Here is a 22,679-nt window from a genome sequence, read left to right on the forward strand (position 1 = left end):
CAGCAAAGCGACGGGCGCCCGGTGTCAGCGCGCCTCCATCGTCACGGTGAACGAGAACCGGTCCCCCCGGTAGTGGATCCGCACCACGTCCACCGCGCGGCCCGAATCGTCGTACGTCACCCCGGTGTAGTGCAGGATCGGGCTGAGCAGCGGGACCTGGAGCAGCCGCGCCGTCTCCGGGTCCGCCAGCCGGGCCTCCACCGTGTCGGTGATGCGGCTGATCCGCACGCCGAGCGCGTCCCGCAGGACCTTCGTCATCGGCCACCGTTCGAGATCGGCCAGATCGATGCGCTCGGCGAGTTCCGGACGGACGGAGTTCTCCGCCCAGTTGGTCGGCTCGCCGCTCTCCTCGCAGCGCAGCCGCCGGAAGAAGGCCGCCTCCGCCAGATCGGGGAAGTGCTCGGCGGCCCAGGACGGCACCGGCGCGGTCCCGTGCCCGAGCACCGCGGTGTGCTCACCCGACTGCTGGGCCACGATCGCGTCGACCGAGCCCAGCAGCCGGACCGGCGCGCCGCGCAGCGCGGTCGGCTCGATGAAGGTGCCGCGCCGCCGGTGCCGGCTGATCAGCCCCTCCGTCTCCAGCTCCTTGAGGGCCTGCCGCATCGTCAGCACGCTCACGCCGTAGTGGCCGGCCAGGTCGTCCTCGGTCGGCAGCCGCAGCGGGGCGTCCGGCCGGCGGCCCAGTATCGAGGCGCGCAGCGACTGCGAGACCTGGTACCACAGCGGCAGTTTGCGGTTGAGGACGATCGAGTCCGGGGCGAAGGCGGTCATGAGGTGGGGAAGTGCCGCTCAAGGCCCTGCCACACCTCGTCGTAACCCTCCTGCCGGTGATCGGCGGCGAGCGCGCCGCTGGTCGGTACGACGGGCCAGCGGGTCTCGAACATGAACGCCAGCCCGTCGTCGACCTTCTGCGGCTTCAGCTCGGCGGCGCTGGCCTTGTCGAAGGTGGCGCGGTCCGGGCCGTGCGCCGACATCATGTTGTGCAGCGAGGCGCCGCCCGGGACGAATCCCTCGGCCTTCGCGTCGTACGCGCCCTCGATCAGGCCCATGAACTCGCTCATGACATTGCGGTGGAAGTACGGCGGGCGGAAGGTGTCCTCGCCGACCAGCCAGCGCGGTGCGAAGACCACGAAGTCGGCGTTGGCCAGCCCGGGGGTGTCGGAGGGGGCGGTCAGCACGGTGAAGATCGACGGGTCCGGGTGGTCGTAGCTCAGCGACCCCAGGACGTTGAAGCGCCGCAGGTCGTAGACGTACGGGACCAGGTTGCCGTGCCAGCCGACGACATCGAGCGGCGAGTGGTCGTAGGTCGCGGCCCAGAGGTTGCCGCCGAACTTGTTGATCACCTCGACCGGTTCCTCACGGTCCTCGAAGGCGGCCACGGGCGCCAGGAAGTCCCGTGCGTTGGCCAGCCCGTTCGCCCCGATCGGGCCGAGGTCGGGGAGCCGGAACGCCTGCCCGTAGTTCTCACAGACATAGCCGCGGGCCGTCGGGTCCAGCAGTTCCACCCGGAAGCGCATCCCGCGCGGGATCAAGGCCACCTCGCCGGGGCCGGCCTGGAGCAGGCCCAGCTCGGTGCGGAGCAGCAGGGTGCCGTGCTCGGGCACGATCAGGAACTCGCCGTCGGAGGACGAGAAGACCCGGTCCGCCATCGACGTGTTGGCCGCGTACCAGTGGATGCCGATGCCCTCGCGGCGCAGCACGTCACCGTTGCCGCCGACGGAGACCAGGCCCTGGACGAAGTCCGTGGGGACGTCCGGCAGCGCGGGCGCGCTCCAGCGCAGCCGGTTGGGGTCCGGTTCCACGTCGAGGAAGGGCGCGCTGCGCAGCGCGCCGTTGTCGACCCGGCGGAACGGCGGATGCGCGGCCGAGGGGCGGATCCGGTACAGCCAGCTGCGGCGGTTCTGGTGCCGGGGCTCGGTGAACGCGGTGCCGCTGAGCTGCTCCGCGTACAGGCCGAGCGGGGCGCGCTGCGGAGAGTTCCGGCCGATCGGCAGTGCTCCGGGCACCGCCTCGCTGACGTGCTCGTTCCCAAAACCGGGGGAGTACGTGAGGTCCGTGTCGTGCGTGTTGCCCATCGTGCGCTCCCGGTGCCGTTGTCCCATTCCTATGGTCGACCATAGGAATGGGACCGGCGAACCGTCAATGACCTTGGACCCCGCCGCCGCTAGGGTGGCCGGAAAAGGAGGGTGTGCCGTGACCGGCCAAGGGCTCCGCCGAACCCCGGTGCAGCAGCGCAGCACCGAACGCCTCAGCCGCATCCTCGACGCCTGCGCCCAGCTGCTGGACGAGGCCGGGTACGAGAGCCTCAGCACCCGCGCGGTCGCCGTACGCGCCGGCGTCCCCATCGGCTCCGTCTACCGGTTCTTCTCCAACAAGCGCGCGATGGCCGACGCCCTGGCGCAGCGCAATCTCGACCGGTACCTGGACCGCGTCACGGCCCGCCTCGCGGAACCGGGAGGCGGGGCGGCGCCCGGGGCGGGCGCCGGTGCCGGGCCGCTGTCGCTCGATGTCGCCGTCGGGGTGGTCGTCGACGAGTACATCGCGATGAAGGGCGTCACCCCCGGCTTCGAGCTCGTCGACTTCGGCATCCCCGGCGAATCCGAGCCCAATCGCCACGTCGCCGACCGGCTGCTGGAACTGCTCGCCGGGCGGCTGGGCCTCGACCCGGCGGACGCGTACGCCCGGCTCACCTTCGTGATCAGCGTGGAGGCCGCCGACGCCCTGCTCCAGCTGGCCTTCCGTACCGATCCGGCGGGGGATCCGGCCGTGATCGCCGAGACTAAACGCATGCTGCGCGCTTATCTCGCACGGTAGGCCGCCTCTCTTGGACGGCAGGCCGGTTCGTCGAGCCCTCGCCCCGATTGGGGCCGTCCTGGGGGTTCCCACATGCATACCGGTCGGTATGCTCGCCTGTACGTGCGCTGCCGTCGTCCCAGGAGAGCCCGATGACCCGTACCGCCCTGCGTATCTGCCCGCTGTGCGAGGCCACCTGCGGTCTGACACTCACCCTTGACGGTGACACGGTCACGAGCGCCCGCGGCGACCGCGACGACGTGTTCAGCGCCGGCTTCATCTGCCCCAAGGGTGCGACCTTCGGCGCCCTCGACGCCGACCCCGACCGGCTGAGCCGCCCCCTCGTACGCCAGGACGGCCGGCTCGTCGAGACCGGCTGGGCCGAGGCGTTCGCCGCCGTCGCCGCCGGGCTCGGCGCGGTCACCGCCGCGCACGGGCCCGACGCCGTCGGCGTCGTCCTCGGCAACCCCAACGTCCACACCGTCGCGGGCGGCCTCTACCCCGCGCAGATCGTCGGCGCGCTGCGCAGCCGCAACATCTTCTCCGCCAGCACCCTGGACCAGATGCCCAAGCACGTCGCGTGCGGCTATCTCTTCGGCGACCCGAACGCGATCCCGGTTCCCGACCTGGACCGTACCGATCATCTGCTGATCATCGGTGCGAACCCGCTGGTCTCCAACGGCAGTCTGGCCACCGCCGCCGACTTCCCCGGCAAGCTGAAAGCGCTGCGTCGGCGCGGCGGACGGATCACCGTGATCGACCCCAAGCGCACCCGCACCGCGGAGGTCGCCGACCGGCACGTCTCGCTGCGGCCGGGCACCGACGCCGCGCTGCTCTTCGCCGTCGTGCAGGTGCTGTTCGCCGAGGGCCTCACCGATCTCGGCGCGCTCACGGACCAGGTGACCGGCGTGGAGGAGGTACGCGCGCTCGCCGCCGCCTTCACCCCGGAGGCCGTCGAGGGCGTGTGCGAGGTGCCGGCCGCCGAGATCCGCGCCCTCGCCCGCGAACTGGCCGCCGCGCCCAGCGCCGCCGTCTACGGGCGGCTCGGCAGCACCGCCGTCGAGTTCGGCACCCTGTGCAGTTGGCTCGTGGACGTGCTCAACGTGCTGACCGGCAACCTCGACCGGCCCGGCGGCGCCATGTTCCCGCTCTCCCCGACCGCACGGGCACCCCGGCCCGCCGCGCCCGGCAAGGGCTTCACCGTCGGCCGCTGGCACAGCCGGGTCTCCGGCCACCCCGAGGTGAAGAGCGAACTCCCCAGCACCGCCCTCGCCGAGGAGATCGACACCCCCGGCGAAGGCCGCGTCCGGGCCGTCATCGCCCTCGCCGCCAACCCGGTGCTCTCGGCGCCCGACGGCCACCGCCTCGACCGGGCGCTGGCCGGGCTGGACTTCATGGTCAGCGTCGACCCGTACCTCAACGAGACCTCCCGGCACGCCCACGTCGTCCTGCCGCCGCCGCGGCCGACGCAGAGCGCGCACTACGACTTCGCCTTCTCCACGCTCGCCGTCCGCAACACCGTGCGGTACAGCCGCCCGGTCGTGGAACTGGAGGACGGCCGCCCCGGCGAGCCCGAGATCTACGCCCGGCTGGTCCAGATCCTGTCCGGCGCCGGGCCGGACGCGGACCCCGCCGCCGTGGACGAACAGGCCATCGTCCGGCTGCTCGCCCGCGCGACCGCCGACCCGCTCTCGCCGCTGCACGGCGGCGACCCGGCCGAGCTGGCGGCCCGGCTCGGCGGCCGGACCGGATATGAGCGGCGGCTCGACCTCATGCTCCGCCTCGGCCCGTACGGCCTCACCCTCGACAAGGTCCTCGCCCAGCCGCACGGCATCGACCTCGGTCCGCTCGCCCCCCGCATCCCCGAGGTGCTCCGCACCCCGTCGGGCCGGATCGAACTCGCCCCGGCGCCGATCGCCGCCGACGTGCCGCGGCTGCTGCGCTCCCTGACCGAACGGGCCTCGGGGCCCGTCCTCATCGGCCGCCGCCACCTGCGCTCCAACAACAGCTGGATGCACAACCTGCCGGCGCTCTCCGGCGGCACCAACCTGTGCACCCTGCAGGTCCACCCCGAGGACGCGGCCCGGTTCGGGCTCGCGGACGGGGGGACCGCCCTGGTGAAGGGCGACGGCGGCGAGATCGAGGCACCGGTCGAGGTCACCGACGCCGTACGCCCGGGCGTGGTCAGCCTGCCGCACGGCTGGGGCCACGACCGCGGCGGCACCCGGCTCGCCACGGCAGGGCTGCACCCCGGGGTCAACGTCAACCAACTCCTGGACGGCAGCCGCCTCGACCCGCTCTCCGGCACGGCCGTCCTCAACGGCTTCCCGGTGCAGGTCTCGGCGCTGCCGGGTGTGCCGGGTCTCCCGGGTCTCCCGGGCGGTGACTGATCTCCGTCCGGCGGGCGTGGGCGGTCGCCCGATCCGTCCTGTCAGGGCGGCGCGCGGGCGTGGGTCCGCACGTGAGCCAGAGCACGGAAGGGCCTCTGGCGTGCGAAAACTAACGGCGCTAGTTTGGGTGGGTCAGGCAGACCCGCCCCCTACCGGGAGGACGACGACGTGAAGGCTCACGACGGCATGTACATCGACGGGGCCTGGCGCCCCGCCGCCGGGCACGAGTCGATCGAGGTGGTCAATCCGGCGGACGAGCAGGTCATCGGATCCGTGCCGGCCGGCACCTCGCAGGACGTCGACGCCGCCGTACGGGCCGCGCGCGCCGCGCTCCCCGCGTGGGCCGCGACGGCCCCCGCCGACCGCGCCGCCCTCATCGGCGCGCTGCGCGACCGGCTGGCCGCCCGCCGCGAGGAGATCGCCGGGACGATCAGCGCCGAACTCGGCGCCCCGCTCGGCTTCGCCGCCGCCGTCCACACGGACCTGCCGATCGCCGTCGCCGGCTCGTACGCGCAGCTCGCCGCGTCGTACGCCTTCGAGGAGAAGGTCGGCAACTCCACCGTCCTGCAGGAGCCGGTGGGCGTCGTCGGCGCCATCACGCCCTGGAACTACCCGCTGCACCAGATCGTCGCCAAGGTCGCCCCCGCGCTCGCCGCCGGCTGCACGATCGTCCTCAAGCCCGCCGAGGACACCCCGCTCACCGCGCAGCTCTTCGCCGAGGCCGTCGACGAGGCGGGCATCCCGGCCGGGGTGTTCAACCTCGTCACCGGCCTCGGCCCGGTCGCCGGACAGGCGCTGGCCGCCCACGACGGCGTGGACCTCGTCTCGTTCACCGGCTCCACCGCCGTCGGCAAGCAGATCGGCGCCACCGCGGGCGCCGCCGTCAAGCGCGTCGCCCTCGAACTCGGCGGCAAGTCCGCCAACGTCATCCTGCCGAGCGCCGATCTCGCCAAGGCGGTCAACGTGGGGCTCGGCAATGTCTTCGCCAACTCCGGCCAGACCTGCAGCGCCTGGACGCGCATGCTCGTCGACGCCGACCGGTACGACGAGGCCGTGGAGATCGCCACGGCCGCCGCCGCCAAGTACGTGCCGGGGGACCGGCTCGGGCCGGTCGTCAACGCCAAACAGCGCGACCGGGTCCGCGGCTACATCCGGCGCGGCATCGAGGAGGGCGCCAGGGTCGTCGCGGGCGGGCCCGACGCCCCCGAGGGCTTCGGCGACGGCTACTACATCCGGCCGACCGTCTTCGCCGACGTCACCCCGGACATGACCATCGCCCAGGAGGAGATCTTCGGCCCGGTCGTCGCGATCCTGAAGTACCAGGACGAGGACGACGCCCTGCGCATCGCCAACGGCACCGTCTACGGTCTCGCGGGCGCGGTCTGGGCGGCCGAGGAGTCCGAAGCCGTGGCCTTCGCCCGCCGGATGGACACCGGGCAGGTCGACATCAACGGCGGCCGGTTCAACCCGCTGGCGCCGTTCGGCGGGTACAAGCAGTCGGGTGTCGGCCGGGAGCTCGGTGCCCATGGGCTGGCGGAGTACCTGCAGACGAAGTCGCTGCAGTTCTGAGGTCCGGTTCTCCGGTCCGGTGCTCAGGTTCGGTTCCGAGGGCCGGTTCCGGGTCCGGCCCCCGTCCGGTGTTCCGCAGTGATTGAGTACCGTGCTTCCGGCTGCCCGAACACCGTCAGAGCCGGGTGACCCGAGCAGTCCCAGCAGAGAGTCCGAGAGGAACCCCGTGGTCCGCGCCGCCGTCCTTCCCGCCGTCAGCCAGCCCCTGATCGTCACCGAGATCGAGATCCCGGCACCGGGCCCCGGCCAGGTCCGGGTGCGTCTCGCCGCCGCGGGTGTCTGCCACTCCGACCTGTCGCTGTCCAACGGGACCCTGCGCCAGCCCGTCCCGGCCGTCCTCGGGCACGAGGGTGCCGGGACCGTCATCGAGGTGGGCGAGGGGGTCACGGCGGTCGCTCCTGGCGACCGCGTCGTCCTCAACTGGGCGCCCTCCTGCGGGGCCTGCCACTTCTGCGCCCTGGACGAGCCCTGGCTCTGCGCCAACGCCGGCGCCGCCGCCACCGTCCCGTACGCGAAGCTCTCCGCCGACGGCAGCGAGCTGTACCCGGGCCTGGGCACCGCCGTCTTCGCCGAGGAGACGGTCGTCCCTGAGAACGCGATCCTGCCGCTGCCGGACGGGATCCCGCTCACGGACGCCGCCCTGCTCGGCTGCGCGGTCCTCACCGGTTACGGGGCCGTCCACCACGCCGCGCGGGTCCGCGCCGGGGAGTCGGTCGCGGTCTTCGGGGTCGGGGGCGTCGGGCTGTCCGTGCTGCAGTCCGCCCGCATCGCGGGCGCCGGGCCGGTGATCGCCGTCGACGTCTCGCCGGCGAAGGAAGAACTGGCGAGGGCGGCGGGGGCCACCGAGTTCGTGCTCGCCTCCGACGACTCCTCCGGCACGTCGGACACCGCGAAGCGGATCCGCAAGCTGACGGGCGGGTACGGGACGGACGTCGCGATCGAGTGTGTCGGCCGCGCCGACACCATCCGGACCGCCTGGTCGGCGACCCGCCGCGGCGGGCGGACGACGGTCGTCGGCATCGGCGGCCAGGACCAGCAGGTCACGTTCTCCGCGCTGGAACTGTTCTACTTCGGCCGTACCTTGTCCGGCTGCGTGTACGGGAACAGCGACCCGGCCAGGGACCTGCCGGTGCTCGCGGAACACATTCGGGCGGGGCGTCTCGACCTGGGCGCGATGGTGACGGAACGCATTGGCCTGGACGGCATCCCGGCGGCGTTCGAGGCTATGACGGCTGGGCGGGGTGGCCGGGCTTTGGTGGTTTTCGACTGATGGTGCGTGGTGGGTGCGGTGCCCGGGTCCTGCGGGGCGGCGGTTCGAAATCGACTGCCGCGCCGTCTCTACTCGACCTGGGCGAGCCACCCGCGGTAGGCCGTGGTGAACGGCTCGGCTCCGTCGCCTACTTGCTGCATGAGCCATTGCGCCGCTCCGGCGGCCTGCTCGATGACGTCGGCCGGATATCCGTAGCGCACCTGATGCTCGGCGAACTCGTCCTCGTCCACCAGGAGCGGTGTCGGCTCGCCGCGCTTGCGGATGACGTCGAGATCCAGGTCGATCATGGTGACCTCGGTGGGGGAGAGCCACTGCGGCGGCGTGGTGATGTCGCAGTAGATCTCGGTGCGGCGGGGCGCCGCGTTGAAGGTGCCGGTCCACCACGCTTCGCGGGGGAACAGCAGCACGTACGCGTCGGCGAACACGATCTCCGGGCCGTGGCCCTTCCGCGAGACGCTTCCCTTGGGCGCCCCGAGCCAGACGCCGTGCTCGTCCTCGCCCAGTCGGCGCATGGCCATGTTCCAGTGCAACGATCCGTCGTACTTCCGGTACTCCACCCGCACGTCATCAGACATGCGGGGCATCGTAACCGCCGTCCTTGAACTGGATGGAGAGTCCGTCGACCAGGGCCTGCAAGCCCTGGTCGAAAGCCCCCTCGTCGACCTGCTGCTGATGTTCCGCCAGCAGATGCGCGCTGCCCAGGTGCGGGTAGTCGGCCGGGTCGTACGCTCCCGCGTCGTCGACGAAGCCGCGGGCGAAGGAGCCGAGCGCCGAGCCGGCCACGAAGTACCGCATCAGCGCGCCGATGCGGGTCGCGTGGGCGGGGGGCCAGCCGGCGTCGACCATGCCGCCGAAGACGGCGTCGGCCATGCGGAGGCCGGCCGGCCGGCGGCCGGGGCCCTGGGCGAGGAACGGCACGATGTTGGGGTGGGCGGTGAGGGCCGCGCGGTAGGAGCGGCCCCATTCCAGGAGCGCTGTCCGCCAGTCGGGGCCGCCCTGGAACATCGACAGATCGACCTGGGAGACGACCGTGTCGGCGACCGCGTCCAGGATGTCGTCCTTGACCTTGAAGTGGTTGTAGAGCGACGGCCCGCTGACCCCGAGTACGGCCGCGAGCCGCCGGGTCGAGAGCGCCTGCAGGCCTTCCGTGTCCACGAGCGTGAGCGCCGCGGCGACGATGAGTTCGCGGTTCAGGAGGGGCTTGCGAGGGCGGGCCATGCCACGCATAGTAGGGCCTGCGTACTGAAAACTAGCGGTGCTAATTTATGGGAGGTGCCCCCCGTGGACCTTGCGCTCTCGCAGGAGCAGACCGCCGTCCGGCAGCTCGCCAGGGACTTCACGGAGCGCGAGATCACGCCGCACGTGGTGGAGTGGGACCGCGCCGAGAGTGTGGACCGGGGGATCGTCAAGAAGCTCGGCGCGCTCGGGTTCCTCGGGCTCACCATCGACGAGGAGTACGGCGGCTCGGGCGGTGATCATCTCGCGTACTGCCTCGTCACCGAGGAGCTGGGGCGTGGCGACTCCGCCGTGCGCGGCATCGTCTCGGTGTCGTTGGGGCTGGTCGCCAAGTCGATCGCGTACTGGGGGAGCGAGGAGCAGAAGCGCGCGTGGCTGCCGCGGCTCACGTCCGGTGAGGCGGTCGGCTGCTTCGGGCTGACCGAGCCCGGTACCGGCTCGGACGCCGCGAACCTGACGACGCGGGCGGTGCGCGACGGGGACTCGTACGTCATCACCGGCTCGAAGATGTTCATCACCAACGGCACCTGGGCCGATGTCGTGCTGCTCTTCGCGCGCACCGGCGACCCCGCGACGGCGCCGGGTCACAAGGGCGTCAGTGCCTTCCTGGTGCCCACCGACACCCCTGAGCTGACCCGCACGGAGATCCACGGGAAGCTCGGGCTGCGCGGCCAGGCCACCGCCGAGCTGGTGCTCGACGGTGTCCGCGTACCGGCCTCCGCGATGATCGCGCCCGAGGGCAAGGGCTTCTCGGTCGCGATGTCCGCCCTGGCCAAGGGCCGGATGTCGGTCGCGGCGGGCTGTGTCGGGATCGCCCAGGCGTGCCTGGACGCGGCCGTGGCGTACGCGGGGGAGCGCGAGCAGTTCGGCAAGCCGATCGCTCACCACCAGCTGGTGCAGGAGCTGATATCCGACATCGCCGTGGACGTGGACGCCGCCCGGCTCCTCACCTGGCGGGTCGCCGACCACATCGACCGCGGGCTGCCCTTCGCCACCGAGTCCTCGGTGGCGAAGCTCTACGCGAGCGAGGCCGCGGTGCGCGCCGCCAACAACGCGCTGCAGGTGTTCGGCGGGTACGGGTACATCGACGAGTACCCGGCGGGGAAGCTGCTGCGGGACGCGCGCGTCATGACGTTGTACGAGGGCACCAGTCAGATCCACAAGCTGCTCATCGGGCGCGCCCTGACCGGGGTCTCCGCCTTCTAGCCCGGTCCGATTGACCGACCGGCCGGTATCTAAGCGCTTGCTCACCTTGGCTGTAGGGTGTCGGCCATGGATGTGGAGGCAGGAACGCCCGACGCGTGGAGCGACGTCACCCCCGATGCGGCCCGTCGGCTGGTGATCGCCGCGGTCGAGGCGTTCGCCGAGCGCGGGTATCACGCGACGACGACCCGCGACATCGCCGGGCGCGCCGGGATGAGCCCCGCCGCGCTCTACATCCACTACAAGACCAAAGAAGAGCTGCTCTACCAGATCAGCCGGGTCGGCCATCTGCGCTCGGTCGGGCTGCTCGAAGAGGCCGCCAACGGCGCCGGCGCGCCGGGCGAGCGGCTCGCCGTCGCCGTCCGGGCCTTCGTCAGCTGGCACGCGGAGCGGCACACCACCGCGCGCGTCGTGCAGTACGAGCTGGGCGCCCTCGCCGAGGACCACTACACCGAGATCGTCGCTCTGCGCCGCAAGTCCGAGCGCGCGGTCCGCTCGATCATCGAGGACGGCGTACGGACCGGCGAGTTCGACGTGCCGGACGTCGCCGGTACGGCGCTCGCCATCCTGTCGCTGTGCATCGACGTCGCCCGCTGGTTCAACCCCGACGGACGCCGTACGCCGGACGACGTCGGCGTGCTCTACGCCGATCTCGTCGGGCGCATGGTCGGCCCGCGGCAGCCGTAGGGCTCTCAGAGGTAGAAGCGGGCAACCGTCTCCGCGACGCACACCGGCTTGTCCCCGCCCTCGCGCTCGATCGTCACCTTGGTGACGAGCTGGACGCCGCCGCCGACCTCGGTGACCTCCGCGATCTGCGCGGTCGCCCGCAGCCGGGAACCGACCGGGACGGGCGCCGGGAAGCGGACCTTGTTGACGCCGTAGTTGACGCCCATCTTCACGCCCTCGACCCGGAAGAGGTCGGGCGTGAGCGACGGGATCAGCGACAGCGTCAGATAGCCGTGCGCGATGGTGGTGCCGAACGGTCCCTGCGCGGCCTTCTCCGGGTCGACATGGATCCACTGGTGGTCGCCGGTGGCCTCCGCGAACAGGTCGATCCGCTTCTGGTCGATCTCCAGCCAGCCGGTCGTACCGAGCTGCTCGCCGACCGCCGCCCGGAGATCGTCCAGCGAAGCGAAGATCCTGGCCTGCGACATCTGATGCCTCCTGTGCCCAACTGTCCGACGGGTTACTAAGCGCTTGCTCAGCATGGTTCCGTGCGTCGGCCGTGTCAACGCCCGGACGGCGGACACAGGAGGGTTCAGCGTTGCCTGACGGGTCCGCTCACCACATCGAGGGCCGCCGGTGCGCCCACGGCCGGGCCGCCTCCAGCTGCGCCGACAGCGCGATGAGGGTGGCCTCGTCCCCGTACCGGCCGCCGAACATCACGCCGATCGGCAGACCGGCCGGCGTCCAGTGCAGCGGCACGCTCACCGCCGGCTGGCCGGTGGCGTTGTAGAGCGGGGTGAACGGCGTGAAGGCCGCCAGGCCGGCGAACTCCGCCTCCGGGTCGGCGTCATTGCGCAGCCCGCCCACCGGGGCGGGCGGCTGGGCCAGCGTCGGGGTCAGGATGACGTCGTACGAGGACAGCAGCGCGTCCGCGATCAGCTGTCCCAGCGCGCGGAACGCGTACAGCGCCGCCGCGAACTCCGCCCCCGACACCCGGCCGCCCTGCTCACGCAGATGCCGGGTGAGCGGCATCAGCAGCTCCTCGTGCTCCGGGGCGACCGGGTAGACGGTCGACATCACCCCCCACGCCTTGCTGAACGCGTCGCGGATGCTGTCGTCCACCGGCAGTTCCATCTCGTCCACCTGGTGGCCGAGGCCCCGCAGCAGCTCCGCCGCCGCGTCGTACGCCGCCCGGCAGTCCGGGTGCAGCTCGACGCCCGGCACCGGCGGGGTCGGCAGCGCCATCACCCGCAGCCGCCCGGGCTCGGCCCCGGCGTACGAGGCGAAGCTGGCGCCCGGCGGCAGCGAGGGCGCGGCGTACGGGGCGCCCGGCATCGGGCCGGCCAGGATGTCGAGCAGCGTGGCGGCGTCCGCGACGCTCCGGGCGATCGGCCCCGACGTGCTCAGACCGCTCACGTCGTGCTGCACGGGACCGCCGCTGATCCGTCCCCGGCTCGGCTTGATGCCGAACAGCCCGCAGACCGACGACGGGATGCGGATCGAGCCGCCGCCGTCACTGCCCTGCGCGATCGGCGCCAGCCCGGACGCGACCGCCGCGGCGGCGCCCCCGCTGGAACCGCCGGCGGAGAGCTCCAGGTCCCAGGGGGTGCGGGCGGGCGGCGCGAGCTGGTTCTCGGTGTAACAGGGCAGCCCGAACTCGGGGGTGTTGGTCTTGCCGAGCAGGATCGTCCCCGCCTCGCGGAGCTTCGTCACCACGTGGTCGTCGATGTCGGGAACGTGGTCGGCGTACGCCCGCGAGCCGAGCGTGCAGCGCACCCCCGCCACGAAGTTGAGATCCTTCACCGGCACCGGAACCCCGTGCAGCGGCGGCAGCTCCCGCCCCTCGCGACGCGCGGCCACCGCCTCGCTCTCCGCGTCGGCCGCCTGCTTGCGGGCGATCTCGGGGGTCACGGTGATGTACGCACCGACGGTCTCGTTCAGCCGCTCGATGCGGTCGAGATAGTGCTCGGTCAGCTCGACCGGCGAAATGGATCCGCCTCGTACCTGTTCCGCCTGCTCCACCGCGGTCAGATCGTGCAGCTGCGCCATGGCTGTCCCGTCCTCTGCTTGTTCGACGTCACGTCACCGTGCGTCGCGATCCTCGCACTACCCGCCGGTAGCGACCAGACCCCGCCCGAAGCCGCCGCCCGGAACCGGCCGCGCACCGGCCGGTCAGCTCTCGGCGGAACGGCGGGGCGCGGGACGAGCCGGGCGTGAGGATGGCCGGATGAAGGGTGACACGGCGGTGCGGCGGCTTGATCTCGGCTATTTCGTCCGGCCTGCGGAGGAGGCCGGTCAGGCGTATCCGCGGGTCGAGGCGGTGCTCGGGTATCTGGTGCGCAGGGATGAGGGGCTGATCCTGTTCGACACCGGGATCGGGGACGCCGGTCCGGAGACGGAGGCGCATTACCGGCCCAGGCGGCGTCCGCTGGAGGAGGAGCTCGCGGCGGCCGGGGTCGCGGTGCGGGACATCGCGCTGGTGGTCAACTGCCATCTGCACTTCGACCACATCGGGGGGAACCCGCTGCTGGCGGGCAGGCCGGTCCTGGTGCAGGCGCAGGAGCTGGCGGCCGCCCGGCGGGGCGGGTACACGGCCGGTCAGCTCGTGGACTTCCCGGGCGCGGTCTACGAGGAGTTGACGGGGGAGGCCGAGATCTGGCCCGGGGTCCTGGTCGTGCCGACGCCCGGGCACACCGACGGGCACCAGTCGTTGGTGGTGCGGCAGGGCGACGGCACGGTCGTGCTCGCGGGGCAGGCGCGCGATGCCGCGTCGCACTTCGCGGCGGACCAACTGGCGCGGCGTGCCGCGCTCGACGGCGTGGCGCACCCGCTGCCGCCCTACCCGTCGTGGCTGGACCGGATCTGCGCGTTGGACCCGCGGCGGGTGCTCTTCGCGCACGACGGGTCGGTGTGGGAGCCGGCCGGCGGAGGCGACGTGATTGGGTGAACGGCATGACTGGTACCCCTGCCTTCCGTATCGAGTTCGACGGCCACCCCGCCACCGCCGAGACCCTGGCGCGCTTCGTCATGGTCAGCAGCTACGGCCACTTCACCGCCATGCAGGTCAGAGGGCGCGCGGTGCGCGGTCTCGACTTCCATCTCGACCGGCTGGACCGCGCCACCCAGGAGCTGTTCGGTACCGGCCTGGACGGAGGGCGGGTGCTGGACGCGGTCCGGCACGCGCTGGGTGACGACGTCGACGCGTCGGTGCGCGTCAATGTCTTCCGCCCCGACGAGGCCGGCGACGTCTCCCTCATGGTGACGGTCCGGGGTCCGGGACCCGCGCCGAGCGGTCCGCAGAGCCTGATGTCCGTCGACTACCAGCGGCCCGTGGCCCAGGTGAAGCACGTCGGAGGCTTCGCCCAGGGCTACTTCGGCAACGCCGCGCACGACGCGGGGTTCGACGAGGCGCTGCTCGTCGGACCCGGCGGCGTGATCGCCGAGGGTTCGATCACCAACGTCGGCTTCGCGGACGGCGACACGGTCGTCTGGCCCGACGCGCCCGCCCTGCACGGCATCACGATGCGGATCATCCAGCGGGAGATGGACGCGGCGGGCCTGCCGTGGCGGCACCGGCGGGTCACGGTGGCGGACGTGGCATCGTTCGACGGCGCCTTCGCCTGCAACTCCCGGGGGATCGCTCCGGTCGGCCGGCTGGACGAGCTGATCCTGCCGACGGATGTGGATCTGGTGAAGCGGGTGATCGGGCTCTTCGACTCCGCCCCGTGGGACGCCCTCTGAGCGGTGGTCCGAAACGTCGGTCACGACCGCGGTCGAAACGTCGGTCCCGACTGCGTACTCAACGGCGGTCCCAACCGCCCTCCCAGCGGCGGACGTCCTCTCCTACCTCCCGGTACGGCTGTTGCTTGTCGGTAAACCCGTTGGCGGCCGGAAAAGCCGAACAAAAAGGTGACGCATGTTCACCTTCCGGCGTGAGCGTACCGGCGGTAACCTCCGGCGCATCGGCCTCCGGGAGGAGCAGGAATGCCACAACGCAACGGCAGACTACGCACCGGCAAGGTAGGCACCCGCAAGGGCAAGGCAGTCACCCGCACGTTCAGACGGGTGACCGCCGCGGCGCTGCTCGCGCTCGGCGTCACCCTCGTCGTACCGCTGCCGCAGGCGGCCCAGGCGGCGGACCCCACCACCGACTACTGCCAGGGCCAGTGCGGCGACATCCTGCCGCCCGGTGAGAACGGCAACGCGACGCTCGCCGACATCCTCGCCCACAAGGTCTTCGGCACCCGGCCGGCGCACGCCGCCGACCAGCTCGGACCGTACGCCAACCTGGCCACGGGCTATCCGTCGCTCACCGATGCCACCATCACCAACTTCTTCAACGACGCCTCCTTCGGCGTCCCGTCCGGCCAGGTCGCGTCGGTGACGACACCGCGCGCCGACGTCACCATCACCCGCGACAAGAAGACCGGCGTCCCGCACATCAAGGGCACCACCCGCGACGGAACGGAGTACGGCGCGGGGTACGCGGCAGCGCAGGACCGGCTGTGGCTGATGGACCTGTTCCGGCACGTCGGACGCGGTCAGCTGTCGTCCTTCGCGGGCGGCGCGGCCGCCAACCAGCAGCTGGAGCAGGAGTTCTGGCGGGCCGCCCCGTACACCGAGGCGGACCTCCAGGCGCAGGTCGACCAGATCACGGCGGGCAACGGCGCACGCGGGCAGCAGGCGCTGGCCGACGCGCAGGCGTACGTCAACGGCATCAACGCCTACATCACCCAGTCCAAGAACGGCCGTTACTTCCCCGGCGAGTACGTGCTGACCGGCCAGATCGACGCGATCACCAATGCCGGCGAAATCCAGCCATTCAAACTCACCGATCTGATCGCTCTCGGCTCGGTCATCGGCGCGCTGTTCGGCTCCGGCGGCGGCGGTGAGGTGGAGAGCGCGATCTCGCTGCTCGCCGCGCAGCAGAAGTACGGAGTCACCCAGGGCACCACGGTCTGGGAGACGTTCCGGGAGCGCAACGACCCCGAGGCCATGCTCACCGTGCACGACGGATCCAGCTTCCCGTACGCGGGCAAGCCGGCGAACCCGCAGGGCGCGGCGATGCCCGTGCCCGGAACGGTCGTCGCGGAGCCGCTGGTCTACGACCGGACGGGCGGCGCGGCGACCGCCGCCAAGACCCCGGTCAAGGCAGGCCCGCTCAAGGACGCGCAGGGCATCTTCGACAACGGGGCGCTGCCGGCGAACCTGTTCTCCACCAAGAAGGGCATGTCCAACGCGCTGGTGGTCAGCGGCGCGCACACCGCCAGCGGTCATCCGCTCGCCGTGTTCGGCCCGCAGACCGGCTACTTCGCACCTCAGCTGCTGATGCTCCAGGAGCTCCAGGGCCCGGGGATCAGCGCGCGCGGCGCCTCGTTCGCCGGGCTCGGGATGTACGTGGAACTCGGCCGCGGCCAGGACTACGCCTGGAGCGCCACCTCGGCCGGCCAGGACATCACCGACACCTACGCCGTCGAGCTGTGCCAGGACGCCGTGCACTACGTCTACCACGGTGTCTGCACGGCCATGGAGAAGCTGGAGCGCGTCAACTCCTGGAAGCCCACCGTCGCCGACTCGACCGCCGCGGGCTCCTACCGGATGCAGGTCTACCGCACGGCGTACGGGCCGGTGGAGTACCGCGCGACGGTCGGCGGCAAGGCGGTCGCGTACACGACGCTGCGCAGCTCGTACCGGCACGAGGCCGACTCGATCATCGGCTTCCAGATGCTGAACGATCCCGGCTCCGTCCATGACGCGGCCACGTTCCAGCAGGCCACCCAGCACATCAACTACACCTTCAACTGGTTCTACGCGGACTCGCGGCAGACCGCCTACTACAACAGCGGGACGAATCCGGTGCGCGCCGCCGGCGTGGACCCCTCGTTCCCGGTGAAGGCGGAGGCCGCCTACGAGTGGCAGGGCTGGGACCCGGCGTCGAACACCGCCACCTACACCCCGCCCGCGCAGCACCCGCAGTCCGTCGACCAGGACTACTACGTCTCGTGGAACAACAAGCAGGCCAAGGACTTCACCTCGGCCGGCTTCGGCAACGGCCCCGTGCACCGCGGGGACCTGCTGAACGACCGGGTGAAGAAGCTCGTCGCCGCGGGCGGGGTGACCCGGTCCGCGCTCACCAAGGCGATGGCCGACGCCGCGCTGACCGACCTGCGCGGTGAGGACGTCCTGCCGGAGCTGCTGCGCGTGCTGCGCAGCGCACCGGTCACCGACCCGCAACTGGCCACCGCCGTCCAGCAGTTGTCCGACTGGGGCACGGCGGGCAGCAAGCGCAAGGAGACCTCCGCGGGCTCCCACGTGTACGCGAACGCGGACGCGGTCCGCACCATGGACGCGTGGTGGCCGCTGCTGATCGACGGCGCGTTCCGGCCCGGTCTCGGCGACGGCCTGTACACGGCGCTGACCGCGAACCTGTCGATCGACGAGTCACCGTCCGCCGGCCACGGGCCGACCGGAGCGCACGCGGGCAGCGCGTTCCAGTACGGCTGGTGGAGCTACGCGGGCAAGGACCTGCGGACGGTCCTCGGCGACCCGGTGCAGGGCTGGACGCCGCAGGCCTTCTGCGGCGGCGGCACCCTCGGCGCCTGCCGTGACGTGCTGCTGGCCACGTTGAAGCAGGCGGTCGCGAAGCCCGCGACCACCGTCTACCCGGCCGACGCCAACTGCTCGGCGGGCGACCAGTGGTGCTCCGACACGATCATCCAGCGGCCGCTGGGCGGGATCACCCAGGACAAGATCAGCTGGCAGAACCGGCCGACGTTCCAGCAGGTCGTGGAGTTCCCCGCGCACCGGTAGCGGTTCCGGTCGCGGTTCAGGAAGCACGTGCACGCCGCGGGACGGGGACTCAGTGCGAGATCCGTCCCGCGGCGAGCACCACCCGCGCCAGTTCCTCATGGCATATGTCACTGTGCGCGCCCGCCGGCGGAGAGCCGCTGCACACCACGGCCGACACGTCCACGCTCACACACCCGGACACCGGGAACCGGCCGGCCCGGGCGTCCTCGATCGTCGCCCGCCGGGTGCCGTCGACGGCCTGGATGCCGTCGTGGCCCATCGCGCCCCAGCGGTCGCCGAGCCCGATGAGCGAGGAGTCGTCGCGCGACAGCCGTGACGCGAGCGGGTAGATCACCCCGAGCGCGGTGTCGTGGCTGGAGAAGCAGGACACCACGGGCCCGTCCACCCGGTTCTCCGCGTCGCGCAGCGCCCCCGAGTGCGACGCGTCGCCGGGCAGCCGGCGCGCGTACGCGTAGTGCGAGAACGCGCCCTGGAGCAGCGTCACGGACTTGACGTTGTGCGCCCCGGCGGGCAGTCCGAGCAGCGCGAACGACACCAGGCGGGCGCCGAAACTGTGCCCCACCAGGTGCACCCGTACCGGTCCCGCCGCCTGCGACAGCCGGCCCAGCGCCGGGCCGAGACCGTGCTGCCCGACCGTACCGGCCCGCCGCTTCATCGCGAAGTACGTGGCCTGCCGGAGCAGTTCGTGAGCGCCGTTCCACAGCTTCTTCCCGAGCCCGCCGAACAGTTGCTGTCCACCGGGTTCGTCGGGCCCCAGATCGACCCCGGTCTCCTGGAGCGCCGCGGTGAGCTCCGCGCAGAGCCCGACCGGGTCGTCCGCGAGAATCGCCGGGTCGGGCTGCGGCCCGCCGTCGCCGGAGTCCGCGGCGAACGCGGCGGCGGGGCTGCCCGCCGGCAGTGCCACGAGGTCGCGGACCAGCCGCGCGAACTCCCCTAACGCCTCGGGGGAGTCGGGACACTCCCGCAGTAGCTCCGCCAGTCGCCGCACCGTCGCGTCCTGGCCGGGGAACGTGCCGGTCAGGGCCCGGCAGGTCTCCTCGCTGAGCTCCGTCCGGCCGCCGGGGGCGGCCGGGACGGTCGCGGTGGCTGGGAGGGGGGCGATCAGCGAGGGCGTGAAGTCCGGGATGGGCTCGTCGCTGAACCGCATGGCGGGCCACAGCACGCCGACGTAACCGAGCCGTATCCGCGTGCCGGTGCCGAGCAGCCCGGGGAAGGGCGCGAAGAACCGGTCGTAGAGCCAGGTCGCCATGGACTGGTCGTTGTTCCAGCCGTGCGAGAACATCACCAGATCGGTGACTCCCTCAGCGGCCACTCCCGCCAGTAGTTGATCACGCTGCCGGGTGTCCACGTCCCCGTCCGCGTCGAAGGTCAGTTCCCAGTAGGGCTGCACACTCATCGCTGTCACGGCGGTCCCCCTCGGTCGTATCGCCGAAGTCCCTCTCCCAGCCACCGCTGGGAGGTGCCCCCCAGCCGGCGCGGCCTGCCACGCACGCTCGTGGCCTCGATCCGCGCCATGTGCGCGCATCATCCCGAACAGGGAGGAGACCGGCCATACCCCGCGCAGACGATTTTGCTCTTCCGTCGACCTGACCGACCGCTTAGTATGCGAGAGGAGCCGTAGCCAGTCGAGTCGAAGGAGACACGATCGTGGTCGTGGAAACACTGCGCGATGCCCGAGTGGTCGTCACCGGGGCAGGTGGCGGCATCGGTGCCGCGCTGGCCCGCAGATTCGCCGCCGAGGGCGCGCGGGTCGTGGTCAACGACCTGAACGCCGGAGCCGCGCAGGCCGTCGCCGACGAGATCGGCGGCATCGCCGTACCGGGCGACGCCTCGGGCATCGTCGGCAAGGCGCGCGACGCGCTCGGCGGCACGATCGACGTCTTCTGCGCCAACGCCGGTATCGGCACCGGCGGCCCCGACGCCACCGACGAGGAGTGGGAACGCTCCTGGGACGTCAACGTCATGAGCCACGTCCGGGCCGCCCGCGAGCTGCTGCCCGAATGGCTCGAACGCGGCAGCGGCCGCTTCGTCGCCACCGTCTCCGCCGCCGGGCTGCTCACCATGGTGGGCGCCGCGCCGTACTCGGTCACCAAGCACGGCGCCTACGCCTACGCCGAGTGGCTGTCGCTCACCTACCGGCACCGCGGCATCCGCGTGCACGCGGTCTGCCCGCAGGGCGTGCGGACCGACATGATGCGCGCCGCCGGCACCGCGGGCGAGTTGGTGCTCGCGCCCACCGCGATCGAGCCGGAGGAGCTCGCCGACGCCGTCATGGCGGGCATCGCCGCCGAGCAGTTCCTGATCCTGCCGCACCCCGAGGTCGCCGGGTACTACGCGGCCCGCGCCGCGGACCCGGAGCACTGGATCGACGGAATGAACCGCCTGCAGCAGAAACTGGAGCACATCACGGGCTCCGAGGGCGGGGACCGCACGTGATCTCGTACGCGGCCAAGCCGTGGCTCCAGCACTTCACCGAGGAGCAGCGTGCACTGCCCGACGCCCCGCCGAGCGTGCTGCACGCCTTCCGCGCCTCGGTCGCCCGCGTACCGGACCGCGCCGCCCTCGCCTACTTCGACGGACGGCTGTCCTACCGCGAGGTCGACGAGCTCTCCGACGGCCTGGCGAACCATCTGGCGGAACGCGGCTTCGCACCCGGCGACCGGCTCGCGGTCATGCTGCAGAACATCCCGCAGTTCGTGATCACGCTGCTCGGCGCGTGGAAGGCCGGCGGCACGGTCGTGCCGGTCAATCCGATGTACAAGACGCATGAGCTCGCCCACATCCTCGCCGACGCCGGGGTCCGGGCGATCGTCTGCTCCGACCGTGCCTGGGACGGCTACGTCCGGGAGACCGTGGCCGGCTCGCAGGTCTCGATCGCGCTCGTCACCAGCGAGCTGGACCTGCAGACGCGCGACGACCACCGCGTCCTGCCCGGCGACCGGTTCCCCGCCACGGATGCCGAGGACCTGCTCACCGCGGCCCGCGCCGCCGCGGGACCGCCGCCCACCGCGGCCCCCGAACGCCACGGCACCGCGCTGATCAGCTACACCTCCGGTACCACCGGCGCCCCCAAGGGCGCGATGAACACCCACGGGAACATCTCCTACAACGCCGACCGGCAGCGCTGCATGCTCGCCCTGCCCGACGGCTCGGTGATCTTCGCGATGGCGCCGCTGTTCCACATCACCGGGATGGTCGCCCAGCTCTCCTCGGCCATCGCCAACGGCGCCACCCTGGCGCTCACCAACCGCTTCGAGGCGGGCGTCGTCCTGGAGGCGTTCCAGGAGTACCGCCCCGCCTACACCGTCGGCCCCGCCACCGCCTTCATGGCGCTGATGGCCCGCCCGGAGGCCACCCGGGACCACTTCGCGTCGTTCCACTACATCTACTCCGGCGGCGCCCCGCTGCCGCCCGCCGTCGTCGAGGGCTTCCGCGAGAAGTTCGGGCCCTACATACGCAACGGCTACGGGCTGACCGAGTGCACCGCGCCCTGCGCGAGCGTCCCGGCCGGCCAGGAGGCACCCGTCGACCCGGAGTCCGGCACGCTGTCCGTCGGCGTCCCGGGTCCCGACACGGTGGTGCGGATCTTCGACGAGCTCGGCGCGGACGTACCGTTCGGCACGCACGGCGAGATCGGCGTCCGCGGCCCGATGGTGGTCCCCGGCTACTGGAACCGCCCCGAGGAGTCGGCGGCGGCCCTGCCCGGCGGCGAACTGCGCACCGGCGACATCGGCTTCATGGACGAGGCCGGCTGGCTGTACGTCGTCGACCGTAAGAAGGACATGATCAACGCGTCCGGCTTCAAGGTCTGGCCGCGCGAGGTCGAGGACGTGCTCTACACCCACCCCGCCGTCCGCGAGGCCGCCGTCGTCGGCATCCCCGACGCCTACCGGGGCGAGAGCGTCAAGGCGTACGTCAGCCTGCGGCCGGACCGGCCGGCCGAACCCGCGGATCTCATCGCGTACTGCAAGGAGCGGCTCGCCGCGTACAAGTACCCGCGCGAGGTGGAGATCCTCGAGGAGCTGCCCAAGACCACGAGCGGCAAGATCCTCCGGCGCGAACTGAAGGCCCGCGCCGGATAGGGTCCATACCGGTCGGAATGTTCGACCGGCGCATCGGTACGGAGAAAGGGCAGGCCATGGCACGCAGCACGACCACCAAGGCAACCGCGGTCCCTGAGCGGCTGCTCGCCGAGGCCACCCGCCTCTTCGCCGAGCGCGGCTACGACCGCACCTCGGTGCAGGAGATCGTCGAGGCGGCCGGGGTGACGAAGGGCGCGCTCTACCACTACTTCGGCTCCAAGGACGATCTTCTGCACGAGATCTACGCCCGCGTGCTGCGGCTGCAGACCGAGCGTCTCGACTCCATCGCCGCCCAGGCCGCCCCCGTACCCACCCGGCTGGCCGAGGCCGCCGCCGACGTCGTCGTCACCAGCATCGAGAACCTGGACGACACCAAGATCTTCTTCCGGTCGATGCACCAGCTGAGCCCGGAGAAGCAGAAGGCGGTACGCGCCGAGCGCCGCCGCTACCACGAGAAGTTCCGGGCCCTGATCGAGGAGGGCCAGCGCGAGGGGATCTTCCGCGTCGAACTGCGGCCCGACCTCGTCGTCGACTACTTCTTCGGCTCGGTGCACCACCTCGGCACCTGGTACCGCGCGGACGGCCCGCTGTCCGCCACCACGGTCGCCGAGGACTTCGCAGACATGCTGCTGCACTCGGTGCGGCAGCCCCGATAACTGG

Annotated in this window: 19 protein-coding genes; 12 read left to right on the forward strand and 7 right to left on the reverse strand. The window is 71.9% G+C overall.

The genetic code is table 11. From position 1 onward, the window contains the following. Nucleotides 1-24: 24 nt before the first annotated feature. Nucleotides 25-771, reverse strand: a complete 747-nt coding sequence (locus tag O3W51_RS09985) for a GntR family transcriptional regulator (RefSeq protein WP_138353311.1) — start codon at nt 769-771, stop codon at nt 25-27. Then, nucleotides 768-2,075, reverse strand: a complete 1,308-nt coding sequence (hmgA, locus tag O3W51_RS09990; RefSeq protein WP_138353310.1) for a homogentisate 1,2-dioxygenase — start codon at nt 2,073-2,075, stop codon at nt 768-770. Before hmgA ends, O3W51_RS09985 begins: the two co-directional genes overlap by 4 nt. Nucleotides 2,076-2,193: 118 nt before the next feature. Between hmgA and O3W51_RS09995 the strand changes: the two genes are divergently transcribed. The 4 genes from O3W51_RS09995 to O3W51_RS10010 all read left to right on the forward strand — a co-directional run bounded on the left by O3W51_RS09995 (nt 2,194) and on the right by O3W51_RS10010 (nt 8,022). Further along, nucleotides 2,194-2,814, forward strand: coding sequence for a TetR/AcrR family transcriptional regulator (locus O3W51_RS09995; RefSeq protein ID WP_244809108.1), 621 nt, complete (start codon nt 2,194-2,196; stop codon nt 2,812-2,814). A 131-nt stretch (nt 2,815-2,945) separates the two neighbouring features. Then, nucleotides 2,946-5,183 carry a molybdopterin-dependent oxidoreductase gene (locus O3W51_RS10000; protein ID WP_269285244.1) on the forward strand — a complete coding sequence of 746 codons (2,238 nt, stop codon included), beginning with the start codon at nt 2,946-2,948 and terminating at the stop codon, nt 5,181-5,183. 168 nt (nt 5,184-5,351) lie between these two features. Continuing rightward, nucleotides 5,352-6,752 carry an aldehyde dehydrogenase family protein gene (locus O3W51_RS10005; RefSeq protein ID WP_138353307.1) on the forward strand — a complete coding sequence of 467 codons (1,401 nt, stop codon included), beginning with the start codon at nt 5,352-5,354 and terminating at the stop codon, nt 6,750-6,752. Nucleotides 6,753-6,918: 166 nt separating this feature from the next. Then, entirely contained in the window at nt 6,919-8,022 is a 1,104-nt protein-coding gene (locus tag O3W51_RS10010; RefSeq protein ID WP_164293779.1) for a Zn-dependent alcohol dehydrogenase, read from the forward strand. 68 nt (nt 8,023-8,090) lie between these two features. Here O3W51_RS10010 and O3W51_RS10015 read toward each other — a convergent pair whose 3' ends face one another. Both O3W51_RS10015 and O3W51_RS10020 read right to left on the reverse strand, forming a co-directional pair. Further along, a complete protein-coding gene (locus O3W51_RS10015; RefSeq protein WP_198358251.1) occupies nt 8,091-8,597 on the reverse strand; it encodes a DUF402 domain-containing protein in 507 nt (168 codons plus the stop codon). Next, nucleotides 8,590-9,240: a TetR/AcrR family transcriptional regulator gene (locus tag O3W51_RS10020; protein ID WP_138353304.1), complete on the reverse strand. Its 651-nt coding sequence runs from the start codon at nt 9,238-9,240 to the stop codon at nt 8,590-8,592. The genes O3W51_RS10015 and O3W51_RS10020 overlap by 8 nt, the downstream gene beginning before the upstream one ends. A gap of 63 nt (nt 9,241-9,303) precedes the next feature. On the opposite strand from O3W51_RS10020, the gene O3W51_RS10025 reads away from it, so the two are divergent. Continuing rightward, the gene (locus O3W51_RS10025) at nt 9,304-10,464 is read left to right on the forward strand and encodes an acyl-CoA dehydrogenase family protein (protein ID WP_269285249.1); all 1,161 of its coding nucleotides are present in this window, start codon (nt 9,304-9,306) and stop codon (nt 10,462-10,464) included. A gap of 66 nt (nt 10,465-10,530) precedes the next feature. Beyond that, nucleotides 10,531-11,148, forward strand: coding sequence for a TetR/AcrR family transcriptional regulator (locus tag O3W51_RS10030; protein WP_138353302.1), 618 nt, complete (start codon nt 10,531-10,533; stop codon nt 11,146-11,148). Between the two features lie 5 nt (nt 11,149-11,153). Here the strand turns inward: O3W51_RS10030 and O3W51_RS10035 are convergent, their stop codons facing one another. Next, nucleotides 11,154-11,615: a MaoC family dehydratase gene (locus tag O3W51_RS10035; RefSeq protein ID WP_138353301.1), complete on the reverse strand. Its 462-nt coding sequence runs from the start codon at nt 11,613-11,615 to the stop codon at nt 11,154-11,156. A 127-nt stretch (nt 11,616-11,742) separates the two neighbouring features. Then, the gene (locus O3W51_RS10040; RefSeq protein WP_269285251.1) at nt 11,743-13,176 is read right to left on the reverse strand and encodes an amidase; all 1,434 of its coding nucleotides are present in this window, start codon (nt 13,174-13,176) and stop codon (nt 11,743-11,745) included. A 178-nt stretch (nt 13,177-13,354) separates the two neighbouring features. Between O3W51_RS10040 and O3W51_RS10045 the strand changes: the two genes are divergently transcribed. The 3 genes from O3W51_RS10045 (at nt 13,355) to O3W51_RS10055 (ending at nt 17,937) form a co-directional block, all read left to right on the forward strand. Further along, complete coding sequence (locus tag O3W51_RS10045; RefSeq protein ID WP_269285253.1) at nt 13,355-14,074, forward strand: N-acyl homoserine lactonase family protein; 720 nt, start codon at nt 13,355-13,357, stop codon at nt 14,072-14,074. Nucleotides 14,075-14,079: 5 nt separating this feature from the next. After that, complete coding sequence (locus O3W51_RS10050; RefSeq protein WP_138353298.1) at nt 14,080-14,868, forward strand: aminotransferase class IV; 789 nt, start codon at nt 14,080-14,082, stop codon at nt 14,866-14,868. Nucleotides 14,869-15,111: 243 nt separating this feature from the next. After that, nucleotides 15,112-17,937, forward strand: coding sequence for a penicillin acylase family protein (locus tag O3W51_RS10055; RefSeq protein WP_138353297.1), 2,826 nt, complete (start codon nt 15,112-15,114; stop codon nt 17,935-17,937). Nucleotides 17,938-17,986: 49 nt separating this feature from the next. Here O3W51_RS10055 and O3W51_RS10060 read toward each other — a convergent pair whose 3' ends face one another. After that, nucleotides 17,987-19,333, reverse strand: coding sequence for an alpha/beta hydrolase (locus tag O3W51_RS10060; protein ID WP_138353376.1), 1,347 nt, complete (start codon nt 19,331-19,333; stop codon nt 17,987-17,989). Between the two features lie 257 nt (nt 19,334-19,590). Between O3W51_RS10060 and O3W51_RS10065 the strand changes: the two genes are divergently transcribed. Genes O3W51_RS10065 through O3W51_RS10075 form a run of 3 tightly spaced genes read left to right on the forward strand, consistent with a single transcriptional unit; the run spans nt 19,591 to nt 22,675 of the window. Beyond that, nucleotides 19,591-20,373 (forward strand): SDR family oxidoreductase, encoded by a 783-nt coding sequence (locus O3W51_RS10065; protein ID WP_138353375.1) that lies wholly within the window; start codon nt 19,591-19,593, stop codon nt 20,371-20,373. After that, a complete protein-coding gene (locus O3W51_RS10070) occupies nt 20,370-22,019 on the forward strand; it encodes a class I adenylate-forming enzyme family protein (RefSeq protein WP_138353296.1) in 1,650 nt (549 codons plus the stop codon). The genes O3W51_RS10065 and O3W51_RS10070 overlap by 4 nt, the downstream gene beginning before the upstream one ends. 56 nt (nt 22,020-22,075) lie before the next feature. Then, complete coding sequence (locus O3W51_RS10075) at nt 22,076-22,675, forward strand: TetR/AcrR family transcriptional regulator (protein ID WP_138353295.1); 600 nt, start codon at nt 22,076-22,078, stop codon at nt 22,673-22,675. The last annotated feature ends 4 nt before the right edge of the window (nt 22,676-22,679 follow it).

The sequence above is a fragment of the Streptomyces sp. H39-C1 genome (assembly GCF_027158125.1).
In the GTDB taxonomy this organism is placed as follows: domain Bacteria; phylum Actinomycetota; class Actinomycetes; order Streptomycetales; family Streptomycetaceae; genus Actinacidiphila; species Actinacidiphila fildesensis.